Consider the following 17,613-nt stretch of genomic DNA (forward strand, 5'->3'; position numbering starts at 1 on the left):
CAGCTGATCCACCCCGGCATCAACGAAGCCGGCGCCGTGGCAGCCTTCACCGCCGCCGGCACCGCCTACGCCACCCACGGCGTGCCCCTGGTCCCGGTCTACGTGTTCTACTCCATGTTCGGCTTCCAGCGCACCGGCGACGCCTTCTGGGCCGCCGCCGACCAGATGACCCGCGGCTTCATCATCGGCGCCACCGCAGGACGGACCACCCTCACCGGCGAAGGCCTCCAGCACGCCGACGGACACTCCCCGCTGCTGGCCTCCACCAACCCGGCAGTGGTCACCTACGACCCCGCCTACGGGTACGAAATGGGCCACATCGTCCGCGACGGCCTCGAGCGCATGTACGGTCAGGCCGCGAGCGGCCAAGGAACCGGAACTGCATCCGATAAAAACTTGATGTACTACATCACCGTCTACAACGAGCCGATCGTCCAGCCCGCGGAACCGGAGAACCTCGACGTCGAAGGTGTCCTCAAGGGCATCTACAAGCTCGCAGCCTCCACCGCCGAAGGCCCCAAGAGCCAGATCCTCGCCTCCGGCGTCTCCGTCCCCTGGGCCCTCGAAGCCCAGCGGATCCTCGCCGAAGACTGGGGCGTCTCCGCCGACGTCTGGTCCGTCACCTCCTGGAACGAACTGCGCCGCGACGGCCTCGCCGCCGAAGAGAAAGCCTTCCTCAACCCCGGCAAGGACGTCCGCCAGCCATTCGTCACCCAGCAGCTCGAAGGCGCCCAGGGCCCCGTCGTCGCCGTCTCGGACTACATGAAGGCCGTCCCGGACCAGATCCGGCAATTCGTCCCGAACGAGTTCGCCACCCTCGGCGCCGACGGCTTCGGCTTCTCCGACACCCGCGCCGCCGCCCGCCGCTTCTTCAAAAACGACATCCACTCCATCGTCGTCAAAACCCTCCAGCTGCTGGCGGCGAGGGGCGAAGTGCAGGAGGGGGCGCCGTCGTACGCCATGGACCGCTACAAACTCCTGGACGTCACGGCCGGAACAACAGGAGGAGCCGGCGGCGACTCCTGACCCAAACAAAAAATCGACGGCGGCCCTCACCTGATGGTGGGGGCCGCCGTCGTGCTTCTTTGGGTTAGGTCAGGGACGCCTGCGATCGACAACGAAGCCGGTTGCTGCGCTCTCGCGGACCGCCGTGATTCCGGCAGTGACTGCCTTGATGTTGGAAAAGCTGGGCGAAACCGCCACCACGGTTCCGTCATCGGCCGTCAGCCTGAACCGGTATTGCCCTGCGCCTGCTGTCTCGATTACGAATGTGCCTGCCATAGATGCTCCTTCCGACAACTGCACCATTGCAGCCGCCATTACGACCCCCAATTGCCAACACGACATGTCCGACGTTAGCCGCCGTTCACTGGACAAACCACCCCTACTACCGGGTAATCTTTGCGCCTTAAGGTAGTAAGCATGGTTTCCTTCCTTCCGTCCACCACTGGTGTGCTGCTGTCAGCGGGTGCCGGCACCCGCTTGGGCCGGGGCCCAAAAGCCCTGCTTCCGTTCCGGGGCCGCACCCTTGTAGAGGTGCTCGCCGACGTGCTGCTCGACGGCGGCTGCCGCGAGGTTGTGGTGGTGCTGGGTGCAGGTGCCGCGGACGTCGTAGGGCGGACGGACCTGGCCCGGCACACCGTCGTGGAGAACCCGGAGTGGGCCGGCGGAATGGGCAGTTCGTTCACCGCGGGACTGGACCGTGCACGCCCAGAAGACGATGTGCTGGTAGCGCTCGTGGACCAGCCGGGGCTGACGGCGGAAACTGTCACCCGGCTCCTCCGGGCGCACCGGCCGGGCCGGGTGACGGCCGCCGCGTACGCCGATGCATCCGGGACCCTCCGCCGCGGCCACCCGCTGCTGCTCGATGCAACGCTGCGGGCCCGGGCCTCCGAATCTGCAAAGGGCGACGCCGGCGCCCGGCTTTTCCTGCAGGCGCACCCGGAGCTGATCGACCTGGTGGACTGCACTCTGCCACCCGGTTCAGGCCAGTCCGGCGGCGAAGACCTGGATACCCCGGACCAACTGCACCTGTTGGGCTAGTTCGTGGCCTTAACGGCCTACCGGATCATCCCCGCCGCGTGAAGTTCCTGCAACCCCTGTTTGAAGAGGGCCCTTCCGCCATGGGCAGGGTGCCTTATTTTCGGCACGTCCAGGCCGCTGCGGCGGAGGCTGGTGTGCGCGACGTTCCCCACGGCCACGACGGCTTCGACGGGAAAGATCCCTGTCAGGGCCTGCCAGAACGGGGTGCCCAGCGCGGCTTCCGCGGGTGTTGGCGTGCGGTTGGACAGCGGCTTTCCCGGCACATGCGTGTGCCAGGGGCAGGCACTCCATAGCAGAGGAAGGAAGTCGACCTCGGCCAGCACCTCCCACATCACCGTGGCCGTGGGCTCGGCGGCGATGCCGGCGGCCTCCGGCGGCAGCACGTACCCCTTGCCGGAACCGAACAGCCCGAGGGAATTGGCCGGCCCCTGGAACATGGTGCGGTTGGTGAAGGGAACACCGGTAATCCGCATTCCCCGGAAGCCCGGCGCCTCCCCCACCAGGAGCACCCTCGGTTCCCGCTCCAGCATGTCCCCGAGATAGGCCGCAAGGTTCTGCCGGCGCAAAGCGTTCGCGGGGACCGAATGGTCGAAGAAGTTGTTGCAGCCCGGCGGCGTTTTGACGGCCGCGAGCCGGTCTATGAAGTCCTCGATCGACGATGAGGTCATTCGCCCGTCTCCCTTCAGCCCCTGGATCAAAGCAACGCGGGGTCACATAGCGCCCAATGAAGGCCCCTCATTGGGCGCTAAGTGACCCCGCGTTGCACTTACCAGCGGGGGTGGACGGCCTCGCGGAAGTAGTGGTCATAGATCCAGCGCACGCCTTCATCGAACTCCGGGCTGAGCACAGTTGCGGCCGCGGCGGCGTTGGCCCGGGCCTGCTCCACCGAACGGGCACCGGGAATGACGGACGTGACGCCGTCCTGCGCGGCGACCCACGCGATCGCGGCCTGCGCGGTGCCCGAGCCCTCCGGTACCAGCTGCTCGAACTCGGCCACTGCCTTGAGCCCCAGCTCGTAGTCCACTCCGGAGAAGGTCTCTCCGACGTCGAAGGCGTTCCCGGCGCGGTTGTAGTTGCGGTGGTCGTCCTCGGCGAAGACAGTTTCCTTGGTGTACTTCCCGGACAGCAGGCCGGAGGCGAGCGGAACGCGGGCGATGATGCCCACGCCGGCGGCCTTCGCGGCGGGGAGCACCTGCTCCAGCGGCTTGAGCCGGAAGGCGTTCAGGATGATCTGCACGGATGCGGTGCCCTCGTGGCGCAGGGCTTCGAGGGCTTCATCGGTCCGCTCCACGCTGACGCCGTAGTTCCGGATGGCCCCCTCGGCAACGAGGGTGTCCAGGGCGTCGTACACCTCGGCCCGGCTGTACACCGCGGTGGGCGGGCAGTGCAGCTGAACGAGGTCCAGGGCCTCGGTCCGCAGGTTGCGCCGCGAACGGTCCACCCACTCGCGGAAGTTGGCGAGGTTGTAGTTTTCCGGGCGCTGCTCCAGCCGGCGGCCCATCTTCGTGGCCACCGTGATGCCTGTGCCCGGGTTGTCGGCGAGGAACGCTCCGATGGCCTGCTCGCTGCGGCCGTCCCCGTAGACGTCGGCCGTGTCGAAGAAGGTCACGCCGGCCTCGGCAGACGCCGCGAGGATGGCCTGCGCCTGTGCCGGGTCAACGTTGCCCCAGTCCGCACCGAGCTGCCAGGTTCCCAGTCCAACGACTGAAACGTTCCGTCCGGTCTTGCCTAAGATGCGCTGTTCCATCCCCCGACTATATGTTGCCGAGCCCACGCGGGCTCACTTCGCGCGCCCGGTCGCGGTTCATGGGGCGCAAAGTGACTCCGCATTGCCCGGACCAGCGTAAATGCTCTCCGCAGCAGGAACGCTGTCTGCAGGAACGCTGGAAGAAACGAGTCCCGCTTCCTTCAACCCCAGGTAGATCTTGTCCCGGGCGATCGGCAGTTCGGCGAACCGCACGCCGGTGGCATTGCGGATGGCGTTGGCCAGCGCCGGTGCCACGGGGTTGAAAGGGCTTTCGCTCATGGACTTGGCCCCGAGCGGTCCCATCGAATCGTTGGTGTCGGCGAAATACACCTCGCTGCGCGGCACGTCCGCGAAGGAAGGGATATGGTACTGCCGGAGGATGTCCGTGGTGACCCGGCCGCCGTCGTCCACGCGGACCTCCTCATACAGTGCGGCACCCAGGGCCTGGGCAATCCCGCCCTCGATCTGGCCGCGGCACTGCCGCGGATTAACCACGACGCCGGCGTCGGCCGCCTGCACGCTCTGCAGGATCCGCAGCTCACCGGTCCCGGTGTTCACCGCCACGCGGAACCCGTGGACGTTGAACGCCACCGAGCGCGGCGTTCCGCCCCAGCGCCCCTCGGCCTCAAGTTCGACGCCGGCCTGCCGGGCGGCGTCGAACAGCTCCGTGAGCGGCACCCGGGTTCCCTCGCAGAAGACCGCGTCGCCGTCGAGCACGCACCCGGACGACTGGATCTGCCGGACGCCGGCAGCGAACGCCCGGATCCGGACGGCCAGTTCCTCGGCCGCGGCGAGTGTTGCCTTGCCGGCCACCACCGTTCCGGCCGAACCGAACGCGCCGGTGTCGTGCTCGATCAGGTCAGTGTCGGACTGCCGGACGGCGACCCGCGAGGCCACCGTGGACAGCGCCGTCGCCGCCAGTTGCGCGTGCACCGTGGTGGTGCCGTTGCCGAATTCGGCGGTTCCGACGTCGGCCGCGTACGTGCCGTCCGCCAGGAGCCGGAGCCTGGAATGGGCAAAATGGCCCCGCGGCGGAACGGTGTCGATCATGGACAATGCCGTACCCTCCCCCGTGACCCAGTCCGGCCCCAGGTCATCCAGCCCGGCGGACCGGTAACGTTCGCGGCCGCGCTCCAGCGCGTCCTGCACCAGTCGCGTGGACTGGTCCAGCCCGTAGCTGCCGTAATGGACGTCCTCCTCCGGTTCGGCATGGGTGGAGAGCATGTCGTCGCCTTCGCGGACCATGTTGCGGCGGCGGAACTCCAGCGGGTCCATGCCGATGCCCGCCGCCAGTTCGTCGATGGCCGACTCGATGGCGAAGATCATCTGGCTGAGCCCGTAGCCGCGGAAGGCGCCGGACGGCACGGTGTTCGTGTAGACGGCGAGCGCGTCGACTTTCTTGTTCGCGCACTTGTAGACGGCCAGGGATTCACCGCAGCCGTGGAACATGACGCCGGGGGCGTGGTTGCCGTAAGCCCCCGTGTTGGTGAGGACATCCAGCTGCAGCGCCGTGAGCCTGCCGTCACTGCTGGCGCCCGCCTTGAGCTTGATGGTGAACGGGTGCCGCGTGGTGCTGGCGGTGAACTGCTCGGTCCGGGTGAACTCCAGCTGCACGGGCCGGCGCAGTTTCAGGGCCGCGAGCGCGGCGATGTCCTCGGTCAGGACCTCCTGCTTTCCGCCGAAGCCGCCGCCCACCCGGCCGGCCACCACGTGGACCTGGTCCTCCGGCAGCCCGAACACGCGGCAGAGCGTCCGGCGCACCAGGAACGGAACCTGGCTGGACGTGCGCACCTGCAGCCGGCCGTCGTCGTCCACCGAGGCAATCGCAGCGTGGGTTTCCAGCGCCACGTGCTGGACGCGCTGGGTCCTGTAGGTCTGCTCATGGATGAAGTCGGCCGCCGCGAAGCCGTCGCTGACACTGCCAAGTTCGGAGTGCAGCTCGGCCACGATGTTCCGCTCGGGCTGGGCGATCCGCGCCGTCCCGGCATCCTTGTCCCCGTGCACTGCAGGAGCACCGGGCCGGATGGCGTCCTGCGGGGTGAACACCGCTTCGAGCTCCCGGTATTCAACCCGGACCGCGCGGACGCCCGCCTCCGCCGCCCCCACCGATTCGGCGACGACGGCAGCTACCCGCTGTCCGCGGAACCTCACCACGGTGTCCAGCAGCCGAGTGTCGTCGGGATCGTCGGTGTAGAGCTCGTGCTGGGCGCTGGAATACAGCTGGTCCGGGGCGTCCTCGGCGGTAAACACGGCCACCACTCCCGGCACCTCCATGGCAGCCGAGGTGTCGATGGACAGGACCCGGGCGTGCGCATGCGGCGAGCGCACGAGTTTCATGTGGAGCAGGCCGGGCAGCGCCTCGGCCGGGACGTCCAGCGTGTAGCGCGCCTGCCCCGTGACCACCGCGCGGCTGGCGGGGGCCGGAACGTCGTCGCCCAGCCGGCCGGGCTCCGGGGCGGGCTGCCCCTCGCCGGCGATTCCCGAGCCCGGGCCTTCCGGGGCCGGGTGGCCTTCGTGGCCGCAGACGGCGTCCGCGATGGCCCGGTATCCGGTGCACCGGCACAGGTTTCCCTTCAGGTTGCGCGGCAGGTTTTCCTTCTGTGCGTCGTCGAAGGTGGCCGCCGTCATCACCATGCCCGCGGTGCAGAAGCCGCACTGGAAGCCCTGGCGGTCCAGGAACTGCTGCTGCACGGGGTGCAGGTCAACGCCCTCCCTCGTGGCCGCGAGGCCTTCGATGGTGGTGACGGCATGGCCTTCGGCGCGCACGGCCGGGTAGATGCAGCTGTGCACCGGGGTGCCGTCCACGTGCACGGTGCAGGCACCGCAGTCGCCGCCGTCGCAGCCCTTCTTCACGCCGAAGTTGCCCTGCTCCCGGAGGAACGTGCGCAGGCACTGGCCCGGCCGCGGCTGCGCCTCTACCGGCGCGCCGTTGATTTCCATGGCCATGCTCAGGCCCCTCTCTTCGTCTGCCTGGTTGGCTGCGTCTGCGTCGGCTGCGGCGGCCAGAAGTCACCGGAGACTGCTGCCGGCGCTCCTGCCGGCATGCCCAGTTCTGTCCGGATTTCCTCGGCCAGGCGGTGCGTCATGTCGCGGCGCCACGCGGGCAGCCCGTGGATGTCGTCGTGGTACAGGCCAGCCGGGATGGCGGCCGCAAGTTCGTCCGCCAGCTCCGGCGCGTCCGGCAGGGAAGCGAACCGAAGCTGCACGGGCCTCTTGGTGGCGGCGGTGACTGTCAGCATGAACCGGCCCCCGCCGTCGAGCCTTCCGATCAGCAGCACGCCCGACCTGCCGAGGTTGCTCAGCGAGAGGCGGCGGAAAGCCACCCGGGAGGACAGTGCCGACGCCGGCAGGCTGACGCTGCGGAGCAGCTCTCCGGGTGCCAGGGCGTTTTGCCCGTCCCCTGTGATGAAGTCGGCCACCGGGAGTTCCCGGCGGGAGCCTGCCGGGCCGAGGACCGTGGCCATTCCGTCCAGTCCGGCGCACAGCGAGATCATGGGCCCGGCGGGCAGGGACGTGCACAGGTTGCCGCCCACAGTGGACATGTTCCAGACCTTGAAGGACGCCACGAAGGAGTCGCAGCAGGGCCGGATGAGGTCCAGGCCGGGCCAGTCCTGAGCATTCACTGCCCAGTCCGCCGTGCCGCTGGCCTCTTCTGCCAGCTTCTCCGGGAGCGCGTACAGTTCGGCGACGGTGCAGGTGGCGGCGAGCTCGATGCCGGCCGCGGTCACGGCCACTGGCTGCCAGCCGGCGGAGCCGAGATCCAGCAGGCGCCGCAGCGGCTCGGGACCGAAGGCCGTGCTGCCGTAGGAAAAGAGGACGGTGCCGCCCGCTAGCCAGGCGTCGCCCTCGCGCCAGTCGGCGGGGTCGGTGGTGCGGACCACCGCCTCGATGGTGTTCATGTCCATGCGATCTCCTGGGATGCCTGTTCTTTATTGAGTGCCGGTTGGTGGCTTATCGCGGGCTCTGTGCCCCCGGCGGGAAGGGAATGGATGGGTCCGCTGCCGTCCCGCAACGGAATGCAGGCGGCGGCACCGGTGCGCGCCGCGATCAGCTCCGCGGTGATGGAAACGGCCACCTCCGCCGGCGTGACGGCGCCGAGATCCAGGCCGATCGGCGAATGCAGCCGGGCCAGCCTCTCCGGTGCCACGCCGGCCTCGAGCAGCCCGTCGATGCGCTGCCGATGGCTGCGCCGCGAGCCCATGGCGCCGACGAAGGCAATGTCCAGTTCCAGCGCTTCCTGCAGCAGTGGGATGTCGAACTTGGGGTCGTGGGTCAGGACGCAGATGACAGTGCGGGAGTCGATGCGCCCCGCAGCGGCTTCCGCGGCGAGATACCGGTGCGGCCACCCGGTGGCCACCTCGTCTGCCGCGGCAAAGCGCTCCTGTGCCGAGAACGCCGGCCGGGCATCGCACAGCGTGACGCGGTAGCCGAGCAGTTTGGCGGCCGGCACCAGGGCGGCGCCGAAGTCGTTGGCGCCAAACACGAGCAGCCGTGCCTGTGGCAGGCGGCTCTCCACCAGCAGGGTCACGGGCTCGGTCGGCTGCACTACACCCTCTGTACCCTGGGCGCCCCGGGCCGGAACACCGCTGCAGCCCTGCGCCGGCGCCAGCCGGACCAGCCCCGTCCGGCCGCCGCGCAGCAGCGGCTCGAGCTGGGCCGCGGCCGCCAGGAGTGCTTCTCGCCAGGCCTCCGCGTCCAGATTCAGGGCGTCCAGCCCCAGCAGTGACGCGAGCTCCGCTGATTCCGCCGCCCGGAAGCTCCCCGGATCAGGAACCACGACGACGGCGGGCAGTTCAGTTTTACCGCTCCCGGCGTCGATGCGCCGGATCAGCGCCAGCGGCCGTTCGGGGTCCCCGCCCGCGAACTTCCGGAGGGCTCCGAGCCCGGCGGCACTGCCGTCCAGGGGCTGGATATGGACCTCCAGCTCGCCGCCGCAGGTGAGTCCGACGGCGAACGCGTCCTCGCTGCTGAAGCCGAACGCCTCAAGGCGCGTGCCGCCGTCGGCCATCACTTCCAGCGCCGAAGCAACCACGGCACCCTCAACACAGCCGCCGGAGAGGCTGCCGAGGATCTCGCCCGACTCGGACACCAGCATGGAGGTCCCGGGCGGCCGCGGCACGGAGCCGCTGGCGGTGATGATGGTGGCGACGGCGCACCGTTCCCCGGAAGCCGCCGGGCGCCAGCCGGCCAGAGAAGGCATCAGATTCAGCATGGCAGCACTCCCTCTTTCCGTGCGATGGTGCCCATTCTCGTTCCTATCCTTGGTAGTGGAAAGCGTTCGACGCCGGTCCGGCCCAGCGACGCGCAAACGGTCCGGGGATGTGCGGATTCCCGTGTCCTCCGGCCGTTTGCGCGTCGCGGGGCATTTTCCGCGTCCCTAAGCCGCTAAGCCCCGGCCGCTAAGCCCCGAGCAGTGCGCTGACCGGACCCCGCGCGAAGTAGACCACGAAGCCCACGGTCACCACCCACATCAGCGGGTGGATCTTCTTCGCCTTGCCTGAGGCCGCGCCGATCACCGCCCAGCTCACGAAGCCCACGCCGATGCCGTTGGCGATCGAGTAGCTAAGCGGCATGGTGACGATCGTCAGGAAGGCCGGCAGCGCCACCGCGAACTTGGTGAACTTGATTTCGCGGATCTGCGCCATCATCATCGCGCCGACCACCACCAGGGCGGCAGCTGCCACCTCAAGCGGCACCACGCTGGTGAGCGGGGTGAGGAACATCGATCCCAGGAACAGAGCGCCGGTGACCACCGAGGCGAGCCCGGTGCGCGCCCCCTCGCCGATCCCCGCGGCGGAGTCGATGTACACGGTGTTGGAGGAACCCGACGTGCCGCCGCCCACGACTGCGCCCACGCCTTCGACGATGAAGGCGGACTTGAGCCGGGGGAACGTGCCGTCCTTGTGCGCCACGCCTGCGCTCTTCGCGAGCCCGGTCATGGTGCCCATGGCGTCGAAGAAGTTGGTGAACACGAGCGTGAACACCAGCATCGTCGCGGCGAGGCCGCCGATCCGGCCGAAGGCGCCGAACAGGTCGAACTGCCCCACGAGGCCGAGGTCCGGCGCGGAAACGAGGTGGCCCGACAGCACCGGCGTGTTCAGGTGCCAGCCGCCGGGGTTCGCGTCGCTGGCGGGGCCGATGTGCAGGAATGCCTCGACGACGGCGGCCAGCACGGTGGTGGCCACGATGCCGATGAGCAGGCCGCCCTGGACCTTCCGTGCCACCAGGATGCCCATGACCAGCAGGCCCACGATGAACACCATGGTGGGGATGGAGGTGATGGAGCCGTTGTCGCCGAGCTGGACCGGCGGGCCGCCGGCGGTGGCCTTGACGAAGCCCGAGTCCACGAAGCCGATGAAGGCGATGAACAGGCCGATGCCCACCGTGATGGCGGCCTTCAGCTCCTTGGGCACGGCCCGGAAGATCGCGGTCCGCGCGCCGGTGACACCGAACAGGACGATCAGGATGCCGTTGATGACCACCAAGCCCATGGCCTCGGCCCAGGTGACTTCCTGGATCACCGCCACCGCGAGGAAGGAGTTGATGCCCAGTCCCGCGGCCAGGCCGAACGGCAGGTTGGCGATCAGGCCGAAGGCGATGGTCATGACGCCGGCTGTCAGCCCGGTGACGGCGCCAACCTGCGCGGCGGAAAGCCAGCCGCCGGCGACGTCAGTCGGGGCGTTGTCCGCGCTGAAGCCCCCGAGGATCAGGGGATTCAGGATGACGATGTAGGCCATCGTGAAGAAGGTGACCAGTCCGCCGCGCACCTCGCGGGCCACGGTGGAACCGCGCCGGGTGATGTGGAAGAAACGGTCAAGGAACGAGTTCGACGCCGGGGGCCTGGGGCTGCTGCCCCGCTGCGCCTTGCCGGTTGTATGATGCATTTCGAGTGCCGCTGTCTGCCCCGCACCCTCAAGCGCAGCCTGCTTTTCAGCGGAATTGTCCAGGATTGTCATGTCAGCCACCGGCCCTAGTAATCAATCCTGGAGTCGAGCGTGTTCCAGGTGTTGAACGGCTCCAGGATGGCCGGGGCTTCTGGATGGCCCAGCTCGAGCTTGGAGACCGGCATCAGGGTGTGCCGGTCCTCGTTGTCGAAGTACTCGTAGAAGACGGCGTCGTCGAAGCCCACGGAGGCGGCGTCGTGCCGGTCCGCGGCGAAGACCACGCGGTCGATGCGGGCCCACAGCGCCGAGGCGAGGCACATGGGGCATGGCTCACAGCTGCTGTAGAGGGTGGCTCCGCGGAGGTCGAAGGTGCCAAGCCCGCTGCACGCGCGGCGGATGGCCGTGACCTCGGCGTGGGCGGTGGGATCGTTGTCGGCGGTGACCCGGTTGACGCCGTCGAACGCCTGACCGTCGGCGGTGACGATCACGGCGCCGAACGGGCCGCCGCTGTTCAGGACGTTGGCGGTTGCCAACCGGATGGACCTGGCCAGGAATGCCTCGGCCGTGACGGTGGTACTCATGATGCGACTCCCTTTGCTGTGGAAGCCGGTACCCCGCGACGGAACGGAAAGGACCAAGTGCGACGGTTACCAGGCTTCAGCATGTGCTTTTGAAGGTTAAGTTGCGCCTGGTAGATAGCTTCCCCGGAGTCCGGGTGCCCGCCTTTGGCAACTCGAGATTAGCACCCGAATGTGGTCCGCGCCATAGTTTCTGGAAACTTAATTTCGCAATGTGAAATGCGTGTTACCGGCGGCTCACGGCTGGCTGCTTCCGGGCCGCCGCTTCCCGCGCAGTCACAAAGCGCACCCATTGACCGTCCTCCCGCGCCCGCCCTACGCTGGTGCCGACTCGTCGCCCGCACGTCACGTTGCAGGGCAGCGTGTCCCCTGGATCAGCAGACAGGACCACTGAGCTGGAAAGTATCAGCACGCTCAGACAAGGACCCTCATGACCCAGCTTTTTGACCTTCCATCGACGCACCCCGCCGCCGAATCCAGGCTCTGGATCCGGAACCCGCTGGCCGCCTTCACCGCGAACAGCCTCGACGCCTCGGGCGGTCTGGTGGTCAGCGGCGGAAGGATTGTGGAGGTGCTTGCTGCCGGGCAGACGCCCTCCGCCCCCTGCCAGCAGACCTTCGAGGCCGGCAGCCATGTCCTGCTGCCCGGCCTGATCAACACCCATCACCACTTCTACCAGACGCTCACCCGCGCCTGGGGGCCGGTGGCCAACGCTCCCCTGTTCCCCTGGCTGCGGAACCTCTACCCGGTCTGGGCCAGGCTCACCCCGCGCGACCTTGAACTCGCAGCCACCGCGGCCCTCGCCGAACTGCTGCTCTCCGGCTGCACCACCGCCGCCGACCACCACTACCTGTTCCCTGCCGGCCTGGAGGACGCGGTCGACGTCGAAATCGGTGCCGTCCGGCGCCTCGGCATGCGGGCCACGCTGACCCGCGGTTCCATGACACTGGGAGAGGACGACGGCGGGCTGCCGCCGCAGTCGACGGTGCAGGCACCCGATGTGGTGCTGGCGGACAGCGAACGGCTGATCCGCGAGTACCACGAGCGCGGGGACGGCGCCGTGATCCAGATTGCGCTGGCGCCCTGCTCGCCGTTTTCCGTCACCAAGGAGATCATGGCCGAGAGCGCCGCGATGGCGGAGCGGCATGACGTCCGGCTGCACACGCATCTCGCGGAGACCCTCGACGAGGAGCAGTTCTGCCTGGAGACGTTCGGGCTGCGCACCGTGGACTATCTGGACAGTGTGGGCTGGCTGACTGACAGGACGTGGCTGGGCCACGGCATCCATTTCAGCGACGCCGAAATTGCCCGGCTGGGAGCGGCCGGAACCGCCGTCGCCCACTGCCCGACGTCGAACATGCGGCTCGCGTCCGGCACCGCCCGGGTGCTCGAACTGGAGGAAGCGGGAGTGCCCGTGGGGCTGGGAGTGGACGGATCGGCGTCGAACGATGCCTCCAACATGATTCTCGAGGCGCGGCAGGCGCTGTACCTGCAGCGGCTGCGCTATGGCGCGCATGTGCCGGTGGAGCGGGCACTGGGCTGGGCGACGCGGGGATCCGCCGCAGTGCTGGGCCGGGCGGACCTGGGCCAGCTGGCCCCCGGGATGCAGGCGGACCTGGCCCTTTTCCGGCTGGACGACCTGCGGTTCTCCGGCAGCCACGATCCTCTCGCCGCCCTGCTGCTGTGCGCCGCCGACCGGGCGGACCGCGTGATGGTGGGCGGCGAGTGGCGCGTGATCGACGGGCAGATTCCGGGACTGGACGTGGTCGGCCTGATCGCGGAGCATTCGGCGGCGGCGCGGCGCTTAGTGAAGGGCTGACCTTCGCCGTTTCGACGGTTCCCTGCGCAGACGACGTTTCGCCGCAACGTCGAGTGGGCAGGGAACCATCGAAACGGGGCCGGTCAACTGCTAGCGTGGCGGCATGACTCCGTCGAAGACGCCGGCCGAGACCCTGGACATCGCCGGCACCGAGGTCCGCATCTCGAGCCCGGACAAGGTGGTGTTTCCTGAGCCCGGGCTGACGAAGCTCGACCTGGTGCGCTACTACCTGGCCGTCGCGGACGGCGCGCTGCGGGGGGCAGGCGGCCGGCCGATGGTGCTCAAGCGCTTCCCGAAGGGGATCGACGCGGAGGCGTTCTTCCAAAAGCGCGTACCCGACAACCATCCCGATTTCATCGACACGACCACGCTGCACTACGCGTCGGGGACGTCGGCGGAGGAGGCGGTCATCCGGGATGCCGCGGGCCTGGCGTGGGTGGTGAATCTCGGCTGCCTCGACCTCAACCCGCATCCGGTGCGCGCCGAAGACCACGACCACCCGGACGAGCTCCGGGTGGACCTGGATCCGATGCCGGGGGTCGACTGGTCCCAAATCGTTGACGTCGCGTATGTGGCGCGGGAGGTGCTCGACGACGTCGGACTCGTGGGCTGGCCGAAAACGAGCGGGTCGCGGGGACTCCACATTCTGGTGCGCATCGCACCGGAGTGGTCTTACCGCGATGTTCGGCTGGCTGCCGAGACCCTGGCCCGTGAGGTCGAAAACCGCGCCCCCGGCCTCGCCACCGCGCGGTGGTGGAAGGAGGAGCGCGGCGAGAGTGTGTTCGTCGACTTCAACCAGAACGCGAAGGACCGCACCGTGGCATCGGCGTACTCCATCCGGCCGCTGCCCGACGCCCGGGTTTCGACGCCACTCACCTGGGACGAGGTCCGCTCCGCAAGGCCCGAACAGTTCACGGTACTCACTGTGCCGGAGCGCTTCGCCGAGGTGGGGGACCCACACACCGGCATCGACGACGCCGCCGGCAGGCTCGATGGGCTTCTCGCCCTGGCTGCCGAGCTCGGGCCCGCCGAGAAGGCGCCGCGCGGGGGCAACGGCTCCGGCCGCCGGCAGTCAGTGATGCCGCTCATCGAGGTGGCCCGCACCAGAACCAAGCCGGAAGCACTCGCCGCGCTCGACGACTGGAAGGCACGGCACGCGGACGTGTTGCCGTCGCTGCATCCGGCCGACGTGCTGGTCGACGGAATGCGCGGGTCAAGCTCGCTCTGGTACCGGGTGCGCGTGAACCTCCAGCATGTCCCCGAGACGGAGCGCCCGCCCCAGGAGGAGCTCATCGCCGACTACGATCCCTGGGCTGGCAAGGAGTGGCCGGGCCGCCCGGTGTCCTGACGTCTTCCCGCGAGGGCTAGGGCCGCCGCCCGAAGACCGGAAGCGCGCGGAGCCACCGGGACAGGCCGGAGCGCCGGTCGCAGTCCGCCGGAATGTAGAAGTCGGGATCGGTGGCGCCGAACGGCAGGTACAGCTCCTGGCCGGGTGCCGGGAATTCCACGACGTTGTTTTTATCCTGCGAGTCCATCTGTTCCTCCTCGTTTTCTTGCCCTAGTCCGCTTGGTATTTTTCGTATAGCGGAAAATAGTTTTTGTTATGCGAAATCATACGGATGAGCCGTGGAAGCCGTCAAGACCCCTCCGCCCGGCCATCCGCCGTCGTCGGTCACAATCAGTTTTTTGAATCTGTGATGTACACCACCGGAATGCTGCGCTACGCTTTAAGTCAATTCGTGGCGTACGTCACGTAACCTGGGAGCAGCAGGCAGGGTCGTAATGAGCTGGCATCAACTGATGTCGGCTCATTTTTTGTTTGGGTCGACGCCATACGAAATGCGTGGGAAACACGCACTTAATTTCTATGTGGGACTTTCGTTCCACATACGGGAAGTTGGGAACAGACCATGAGCAACAAGATCGTCCTCGGCCACAACCAGTACGGCAAGGCCGAAGTCCGCGTCGTCAAGATCACCCGCGACACCGACCGCCATGAGATCGAGGACCTGAACGTCACCTCGCAGCTCCGCGGTGACTTCGAAGCCGCCCACCTCGAGGGAGACAACGCCCACGTGGTGGCTACCGACACCCAGAAGAACACCATCTACGCCTTCGCCCGCGAAGGGGTCGGCTCCCCCGAGGCATTCCTGCTGCGCCTCGGCGAGCACTTCACCTCCAGCTTTGACTGGGTCACCGGCGGCCGCTGGGAAGCCGAGTCCTACGCCTGGGAACGCATCCAGGCGCACGGCAGCGCGCACGACCACTCCTTCGTCCGCAAGGGCCAGGAAGTCCGCACCGCCGTCCTGGTCCGGGACGGGGCCGCCACCCACCTGATCTCCGGGCTCAAGGACCTGACCGTCCTGAAGTCCACGCAGTCCGGCTTCGTCGGGTACCCCAAGGACAAGTACACCACCCTGCCGGAGACCAAGGACCGCATCCTGGCCACCGACGTCTCGGCCCGCTGGCGCTTCAAGGCCGGCACGGATTTCAGCTCGCTGGACTTCAACAAGAGCTACGACGACGTCAAGGGCCTCCTGCTTGAAGGCTTCACCGAGAACTACTCCCACGCCCTGCAGCAGACCCTGTTCGACATGGGGGCCAAGGTCCTGGAAGCCCACAGCGAGATCGAGGAAATCAAGTTCTCGATGCCCAACAAGCACCACTTCCTCGTGGACCTCTCGCCGTTCGGCCTGGACAACCCCAACGAGGTCTTCTTCGCGGCCGACCGCCCGTACGGGCTCATCGAGGCCACCGTCCTGCGCGACGACGCCGAAGCAGCCGACGCTGCCTGGTCGGGCATCGCCGGCTTCTGCTAAACCCGAGCCGGCCGACCCGCGGAAACCAAGGTCCTCGGGTTCGGCCGGCACAGCCAGCAACACCCGAAACAAGAACGCATCGGGGCTCCAGGCCCCACCACAAGTCTCAAATTGTTAGCCAGACATTGTTAGCCAGACGAAGGCGTCTGCCATGAACCAAGAAAGTCTGCCATGAACATCACCAAGAAAAGCCGCCCAGCGGCAACCCGCCCGGAAGACCAGCGCCTCTCGATCGGCAGCACTTTCGCCTACGGGTTCCAGCATGTCCTCACCATGTACGGCGGCATCATCGCCCCGCCCCTCATCATCGGTGCCGCGGCCGGCATGTCCTCCCAGGACATCGGCCTGCTGATTGCCGCCTGCCTCTTCGTCGGCGGACTGGCCACCATCCTGCAGACCGTCGGCATCCGCTTCTTCGGCTCCCAGCTCCCGCTGGTCCAGGGCGTCTCCTTTGCCGGCGTCTCCACGATGGTGGCGATTGTCCACGGCGGGGGCGGAATCCAGTCGGTCTTCGGTTCGGTGATCGCGGCCTCGCTGATCGGGCTGCTCATCACCCCGCTGTTCTCCAGGATCATCAAATTCTTCCCGCCGGTTGTCACCGGCACGGTGATCACCACCATCGGCCTTACGCTGATGCCGGTGGCCGCCAACTGGGCGATGGGCGGCAACAAGACGGCCCCGAACTACGGCAGTACGGCCAACATCGGCTTGGCCGCCGCCACCATGGCGATCGTCCTGTTGCTGAGCAAGGTGGGCAACGCCGCCATCTCAAGGCTGTCCATCCTGCTCGCGATGGTTCTGGGGACCCTGATCGCTTTCGCCTTCGGCATGGCTGACTTTTCCAAGGTGGGCACGGGCGAGATCGTCGCGTTCCCCACCCCGTTCGCCTTCGGCCCGCCAACATTCGAGATCGCGGCGATCATCTCCATGCTCATCGTCATCCTGGTGACGCTCACCGAGACCTCCGCGGACATCATCGCCGTGGGCGAGATCGTGGGCACCAAGGTTGACTCGAAGCGGATCGGCGACGGACTGCGGGCTGACATGCTCTCCAGCGCCATCTCCCCGCTGTTCAACTCCTTCACCCAGAGCGCGTTCGCCCAGAACGTCGGCCTCGTGGCCATCACCGGCGTCAAGAGCCGGTTCGTCGTCAGCGCCGGCGGTCTCATCCTGGTCATCCTCGGCCTGCTTCCGGTCCTTGGCCGGGTGGTCGCGGCGGTGCCGACGCCCGTCCTGGGCGGTGCCGGCGTCGTACTCTTTGGAACTGTTGCCGCCAGCGGCATCCGGACGCTCTCCAAAGTGGAGTACCGCAACAACATGAACCTGATCATCGTGGCCGCGTCCATCGGCTTCGGCATGATCCCGATCGCGGCACCGGCGTTCTACGACCAGTTCCCGTCCTGGTTCAGCACCATCTTCCACTCCGGCATCAGCTCGGCCGCGGTCATGGCCATTCTGCTGAACCTGCTGTTCAACCACCTCAAGGCGGGCAACTCGGACAACCAGTCAGTGTTCGTGGCGGGTACCGGGCGCCTGGTCAAGGAGGAGGACCTGCACTGCCTGGCCGACGGCGACCGCTTCGAAGGCGGGAAACTGATCGACTGCGACGGCAAGGAAGTCCCCATCCAGTCGTCGTCCAAGTCAGAGCACTAACAAGCGCGAACAAGCAGGTAATGCCCTCAAATCCCGGATTTGAGGGCATTACCTGCGCGTTCGCACTGTA

The 17,613-nt window shown here is 67.7% G+C and carries 15 protein-coding genes; 6 read left to right on the forward strand and 9 right to left on the reverse strand.

The window, feature by feature from the left end:
• On the forward strand, nt 1-1,026 hold a 1,026-nt coding region (locus tag DBZ45_RS16375; RefSeq protein WP_440130528.1), incomplete at its 5' end, for a transketolase-like TK C-terminal-containing protein.
• A gap of 69 nt (nt 1,027-1,095) precedes the next feature.
• Here the strand turns inward: DBZ45_RS16375 and DBZ45_RS16380 are convergent.
• Nucleotides 1,096-1,281, reverse strand: coding sequence for a YegP family protein (locus DBZ45_RS16380; protein WP_102974445.1), 186 nt, complete (start codon nt 1,279-1,281; stop codon nt 1,096-1,098).
• A gap of 141 nt (nt 1,282-1,422) precedes the next feature.
• Here DBZ45_RS16380 and nboR point away from each other — a divergent pair, with 141 nt between their 5' ends.
• On the forward strand, nt 1,423-2,043 hold the full coding sequence (nboR, locus tag DBZ45_RS16385) for a nicotine blue oxidoreductase (protein ID WP_111904939.1): 621 nt from the start codon (nt 1,423-1,425) through the stop codon (nt 2,041-2,043).
• A gap of 17 nt (nt 2,044-2,060) precedes the next feature.
• Here nboR and DBZ45_RS16390 read toward each other — a convergent pair whose 3' ends face one another.
• The 7 genes from DBZ45_RS16390 to DBZ45_RS16420 all read right to left on the reverse strand — a co-directional run bounded on the left by DBZ45_RS16390 (nt 2,061) and on the right by DBZ45_RS16420 (nt 11,255).
• The gene (locus DBZ45_RS16390) at nt 2,061-2,711 is read right to left on the reverse strand and encodes a uracil-DNA glycosylase (RefSeq protein ID WP_111904940.1); all 651 of its coding nucleotides are present in this window, start codon (nt 2,709-2,711) and stop codon (nt 2,061-2,063) included.
• 98 nt (nt 2,712-2,809) lie between these two features.
• Complete coding sequence (locus tag DBZ45_RS16395; protein ID WP_111904941.1) at nt 2,810-3,790, reverse strand: aldo/keto reductase; 981 nt, start codon at nt 3,788-3,790, stop codon at nt 2,810-2,812.
• Nucleotides 3,791-3,847: 57 nt separating this feature from the next.
• The gene (locus DBZ45_RS16400) at nt 3,848-6,736 is read right to left on the reverse strand and encodes a molybdopterin-dependent oxidoreductase (protein ID WP_111904942.1); all 2,889 of its coding nucleotides are present in this window, start codon (nt 6,734-6,736) and stop codon (nt 3,848-3,850) included.
• Nucleotides 6,737-6,738: 2 nt separating this feature from the next.
• On the reverse strand, nt 6,739-7,695 hold the full coding sequence (locus tag DBZ45_RS16405; protein WP_111904943.1) for an FAD binding domain-containing protein: 957 nt from the start codon (nt 7,693-7,695) through the stop codon (nt 6,739-6,741).
• A complete protein-coding gene (locus tag DBZ45_RS16410) occupies nt 7,686-9,002 on the reverse strand; it encodes an XdhC family protein (protein ID WP_111904944.1) in 1,317 nt (438 codons plus the stop codon). The genes DBZ45_RS16405 and DBZ45_RS16410 overlap by 10 nt, the downstream gene beginning before the upstream one ends.
• 187 nt (nt 9,003-9,189) lie before the next feature.
• On the reverse strand, nt 9,190-10,755 hold the full coding sequence (locus tag DBZ45_RS16415; protein WP_111904945.1) for an NCS2 family permease: 1,566 nt from the start codon (nt 10,753-10,755) through the stop codon (nt 9,190-9,192).
• Nucleotides 10,756-10,760: 5 nt separating this feature from the next.
• Nucleotides 10,761-11,255 (reverse strand): nucleoside deaminase, encoded by a 495-nt coding sequence (locus DBZ45_RS16420; RefSeq protein ID WP_111904946.1) that lies wholly within the window; start codon nt 11,253-11,255, stop codon nt 10,761-10,763.
• Between the two features lie 427 nt (nt 11,256-11,682).
• Between DBZ45_RS16420 and DBZ45_RS16425 the strand changes: the two genes are divergently transcribed.
• Together DBZ45_RS16425 and ligD are read left to right on the forward strand one after the other, a co-directional pair.
• Nucleotides 11,683-13,071 carry an 8-oxoguanine deaminase gene (locus DBZ45_RS16425; protein ID WP_111904947.1) on the forward strand — a complete coding sequence of 463 codons (1,389 nt, stop codon included), beginning with the start codon at nt 11,683-11,685 and terminating at the stop codon, nt 13,069-13,071.
• 103 nt (nt 13,072-13,174) lie between these two features.
• Entirely contained in the window at nt 13,175-14,419 is a 1,245-nt protein-coding gene (ligD, locus tag DBZ45_RS16430) for a non-homologous end-joining DNA ligase (RefSeq protein WP_111904948.1), read from the forward strand.
• Between the two features lie 16 nt (nt 14,420-14,435).
• On the opposite strand, the gene DBZ45_RS22995 is transcribed toward ligD, so the two are convergent.
• Entirely contained in the window at nt 14,436-14,606 is a 171-nt protein-coding gene (locus tag DBZ45_RS22995) for a hypothetical protein (protein ID WP_190243161.1), read from the reverse strand.
• A 375-nt stretch (nt 14,607-14,981) separates the two neighbouring features.
• On the opposite strand from DBZ45_RS22995, the gene pucL reads away from it, so the two are divergent.
• Nucleotides 14,982-15,890: a factor-independent urate hydroxylase gene (gene pucL / locus DBZ45_RS16435; RefSeq protein WP_111904949.1), complete on the forward strand. Its 909-nt coding sequence runs from the start codon at nt 14,982-14,984 to the stop codon at nt 15,888-15,890.
• Between the two features lie 171 nt (nt 15,891-16,061).
• Complete coding sequence (locus DBZ45_RS16440; RefSeq protein WP_111904950.1) at nt 16,062-17,543, forward strand: nucleobase:cation symporter-2 family protein; 1,482 nt, start codon at nt 16,062-16,064, stop codon at nt 17,541-17,543.
• The last annotated feature ends 70 nt before the right edge of the window (nt 17,544-17,613 follow it).

This window comes from Arthrobacter globiformis, assembly GCF_003261175.1.
GTDB classification, from domain to species: Bacteria; Actinomycetota; Actinomycetes; order Actinomycetales; family Micrococcaceae; genus Arthrobacter; species Arthrobacter globiformis_A.

What these genes read in the sequence shown, in the direction of transcription:
- DBZ45_RS16440 (WP_111904950.1), top strand. Translation starts at nt 16,062, where the DNA reads ATGAACATCACCAAGAAAAGCCGCCCAGCGGCAACCCGCCCGGAAGAC.
- DBZ45_RS16400 (WP_111904942.1), bottom strand. Translation starts at nt 6,736, where the DNA reads ATGGCCATGGAAATCAACGGCGCGCCGGTAGAGGCGCAGCCGCGGCCG.
- DBZ45_RS16405 (WP_111904943.1), bottom strand. Translation starts at nt 7,695, where the DNA reads ATGGACATGAACACCATCGAGGCGGTGGTCCGCACCACCGACCCCGCC.
- ligD (WP_111904948.1), top strand. Translation starts at nt 13,175, where the DNA reads ATGACTCCGTCGAAGACGCCGGCCGAGACCCTGGACATCGCCGGCACC.
- DBZ45_RS16390 (WP_111904940.1), bottom strand. Translation starts at nt 2,711, where the DNA reads ATGACCTCATCGTCGATCGAGGACTTCATAGACCGGCTCGCGGCCGTC.
- nboR (WP_111904939.1), top strand. Translation starts at nt 1,423, where the DNA reads ATGGTTTCCTTCCTTCCGTCCACCACTGGTGTGCTGCTGTCAGCGGGT.
- pucL (WP_111904949.1), top strand. Translation starts at nt 14,982, where the DNA reads ATGAGCAACAAGATCGTCCTCGGCCACAACCAGTACGGCAAGGCCGAA.
- DBZ45_RS16380 (WP_102974445.1), bottom strand. Translation starts at nt 1,281, where the DNA reads ATGGCAGGCACATTCGTAATCGAGACAGCAGGCGCAGGGCAATACCGG.
- DBZ45_RS16410 (WP_111904944.1), bottom strand. Translation starts at nt 9,002, where the DNA reads ATGCTGAATCTGATGCCTTCTCTGGCCGGCTGGCGCCCGGCGGCTTCC.
- DBZ45_RS16420 (WP_111904946.1), bottom strand. Translation starts at nt 11,255, where the DNA reads ATGAGTACCACCGTCACGGCCGAGGCATTCCTGGCCAGGTCCATCCGG.
- DBZ45_RS22995 (WP_190243161.1), bottom strand. Translation starts at nt 14,606, where the DNA reads ATGGACTCGCAGGATAAAAACAACGTCGTGGAATTCCCGGCACCCGGC.
- DBZ45_RS16425 (WP_111904947.1), top strand. Translation starts at nt 11,683, where the DNA reads ATGACCCAGCTTTTTGACCTTCCATCGACGCACCCCGCCGCCGAATCC.
- DBZ45_RS16395 (WP_111904941.1), bottom strand. Translation starts at nt 3,790, where the DNA reads ATGGAACAGCGCATCTTAGGCAAGACCGGACGGAACGTTTCAGTCGTT.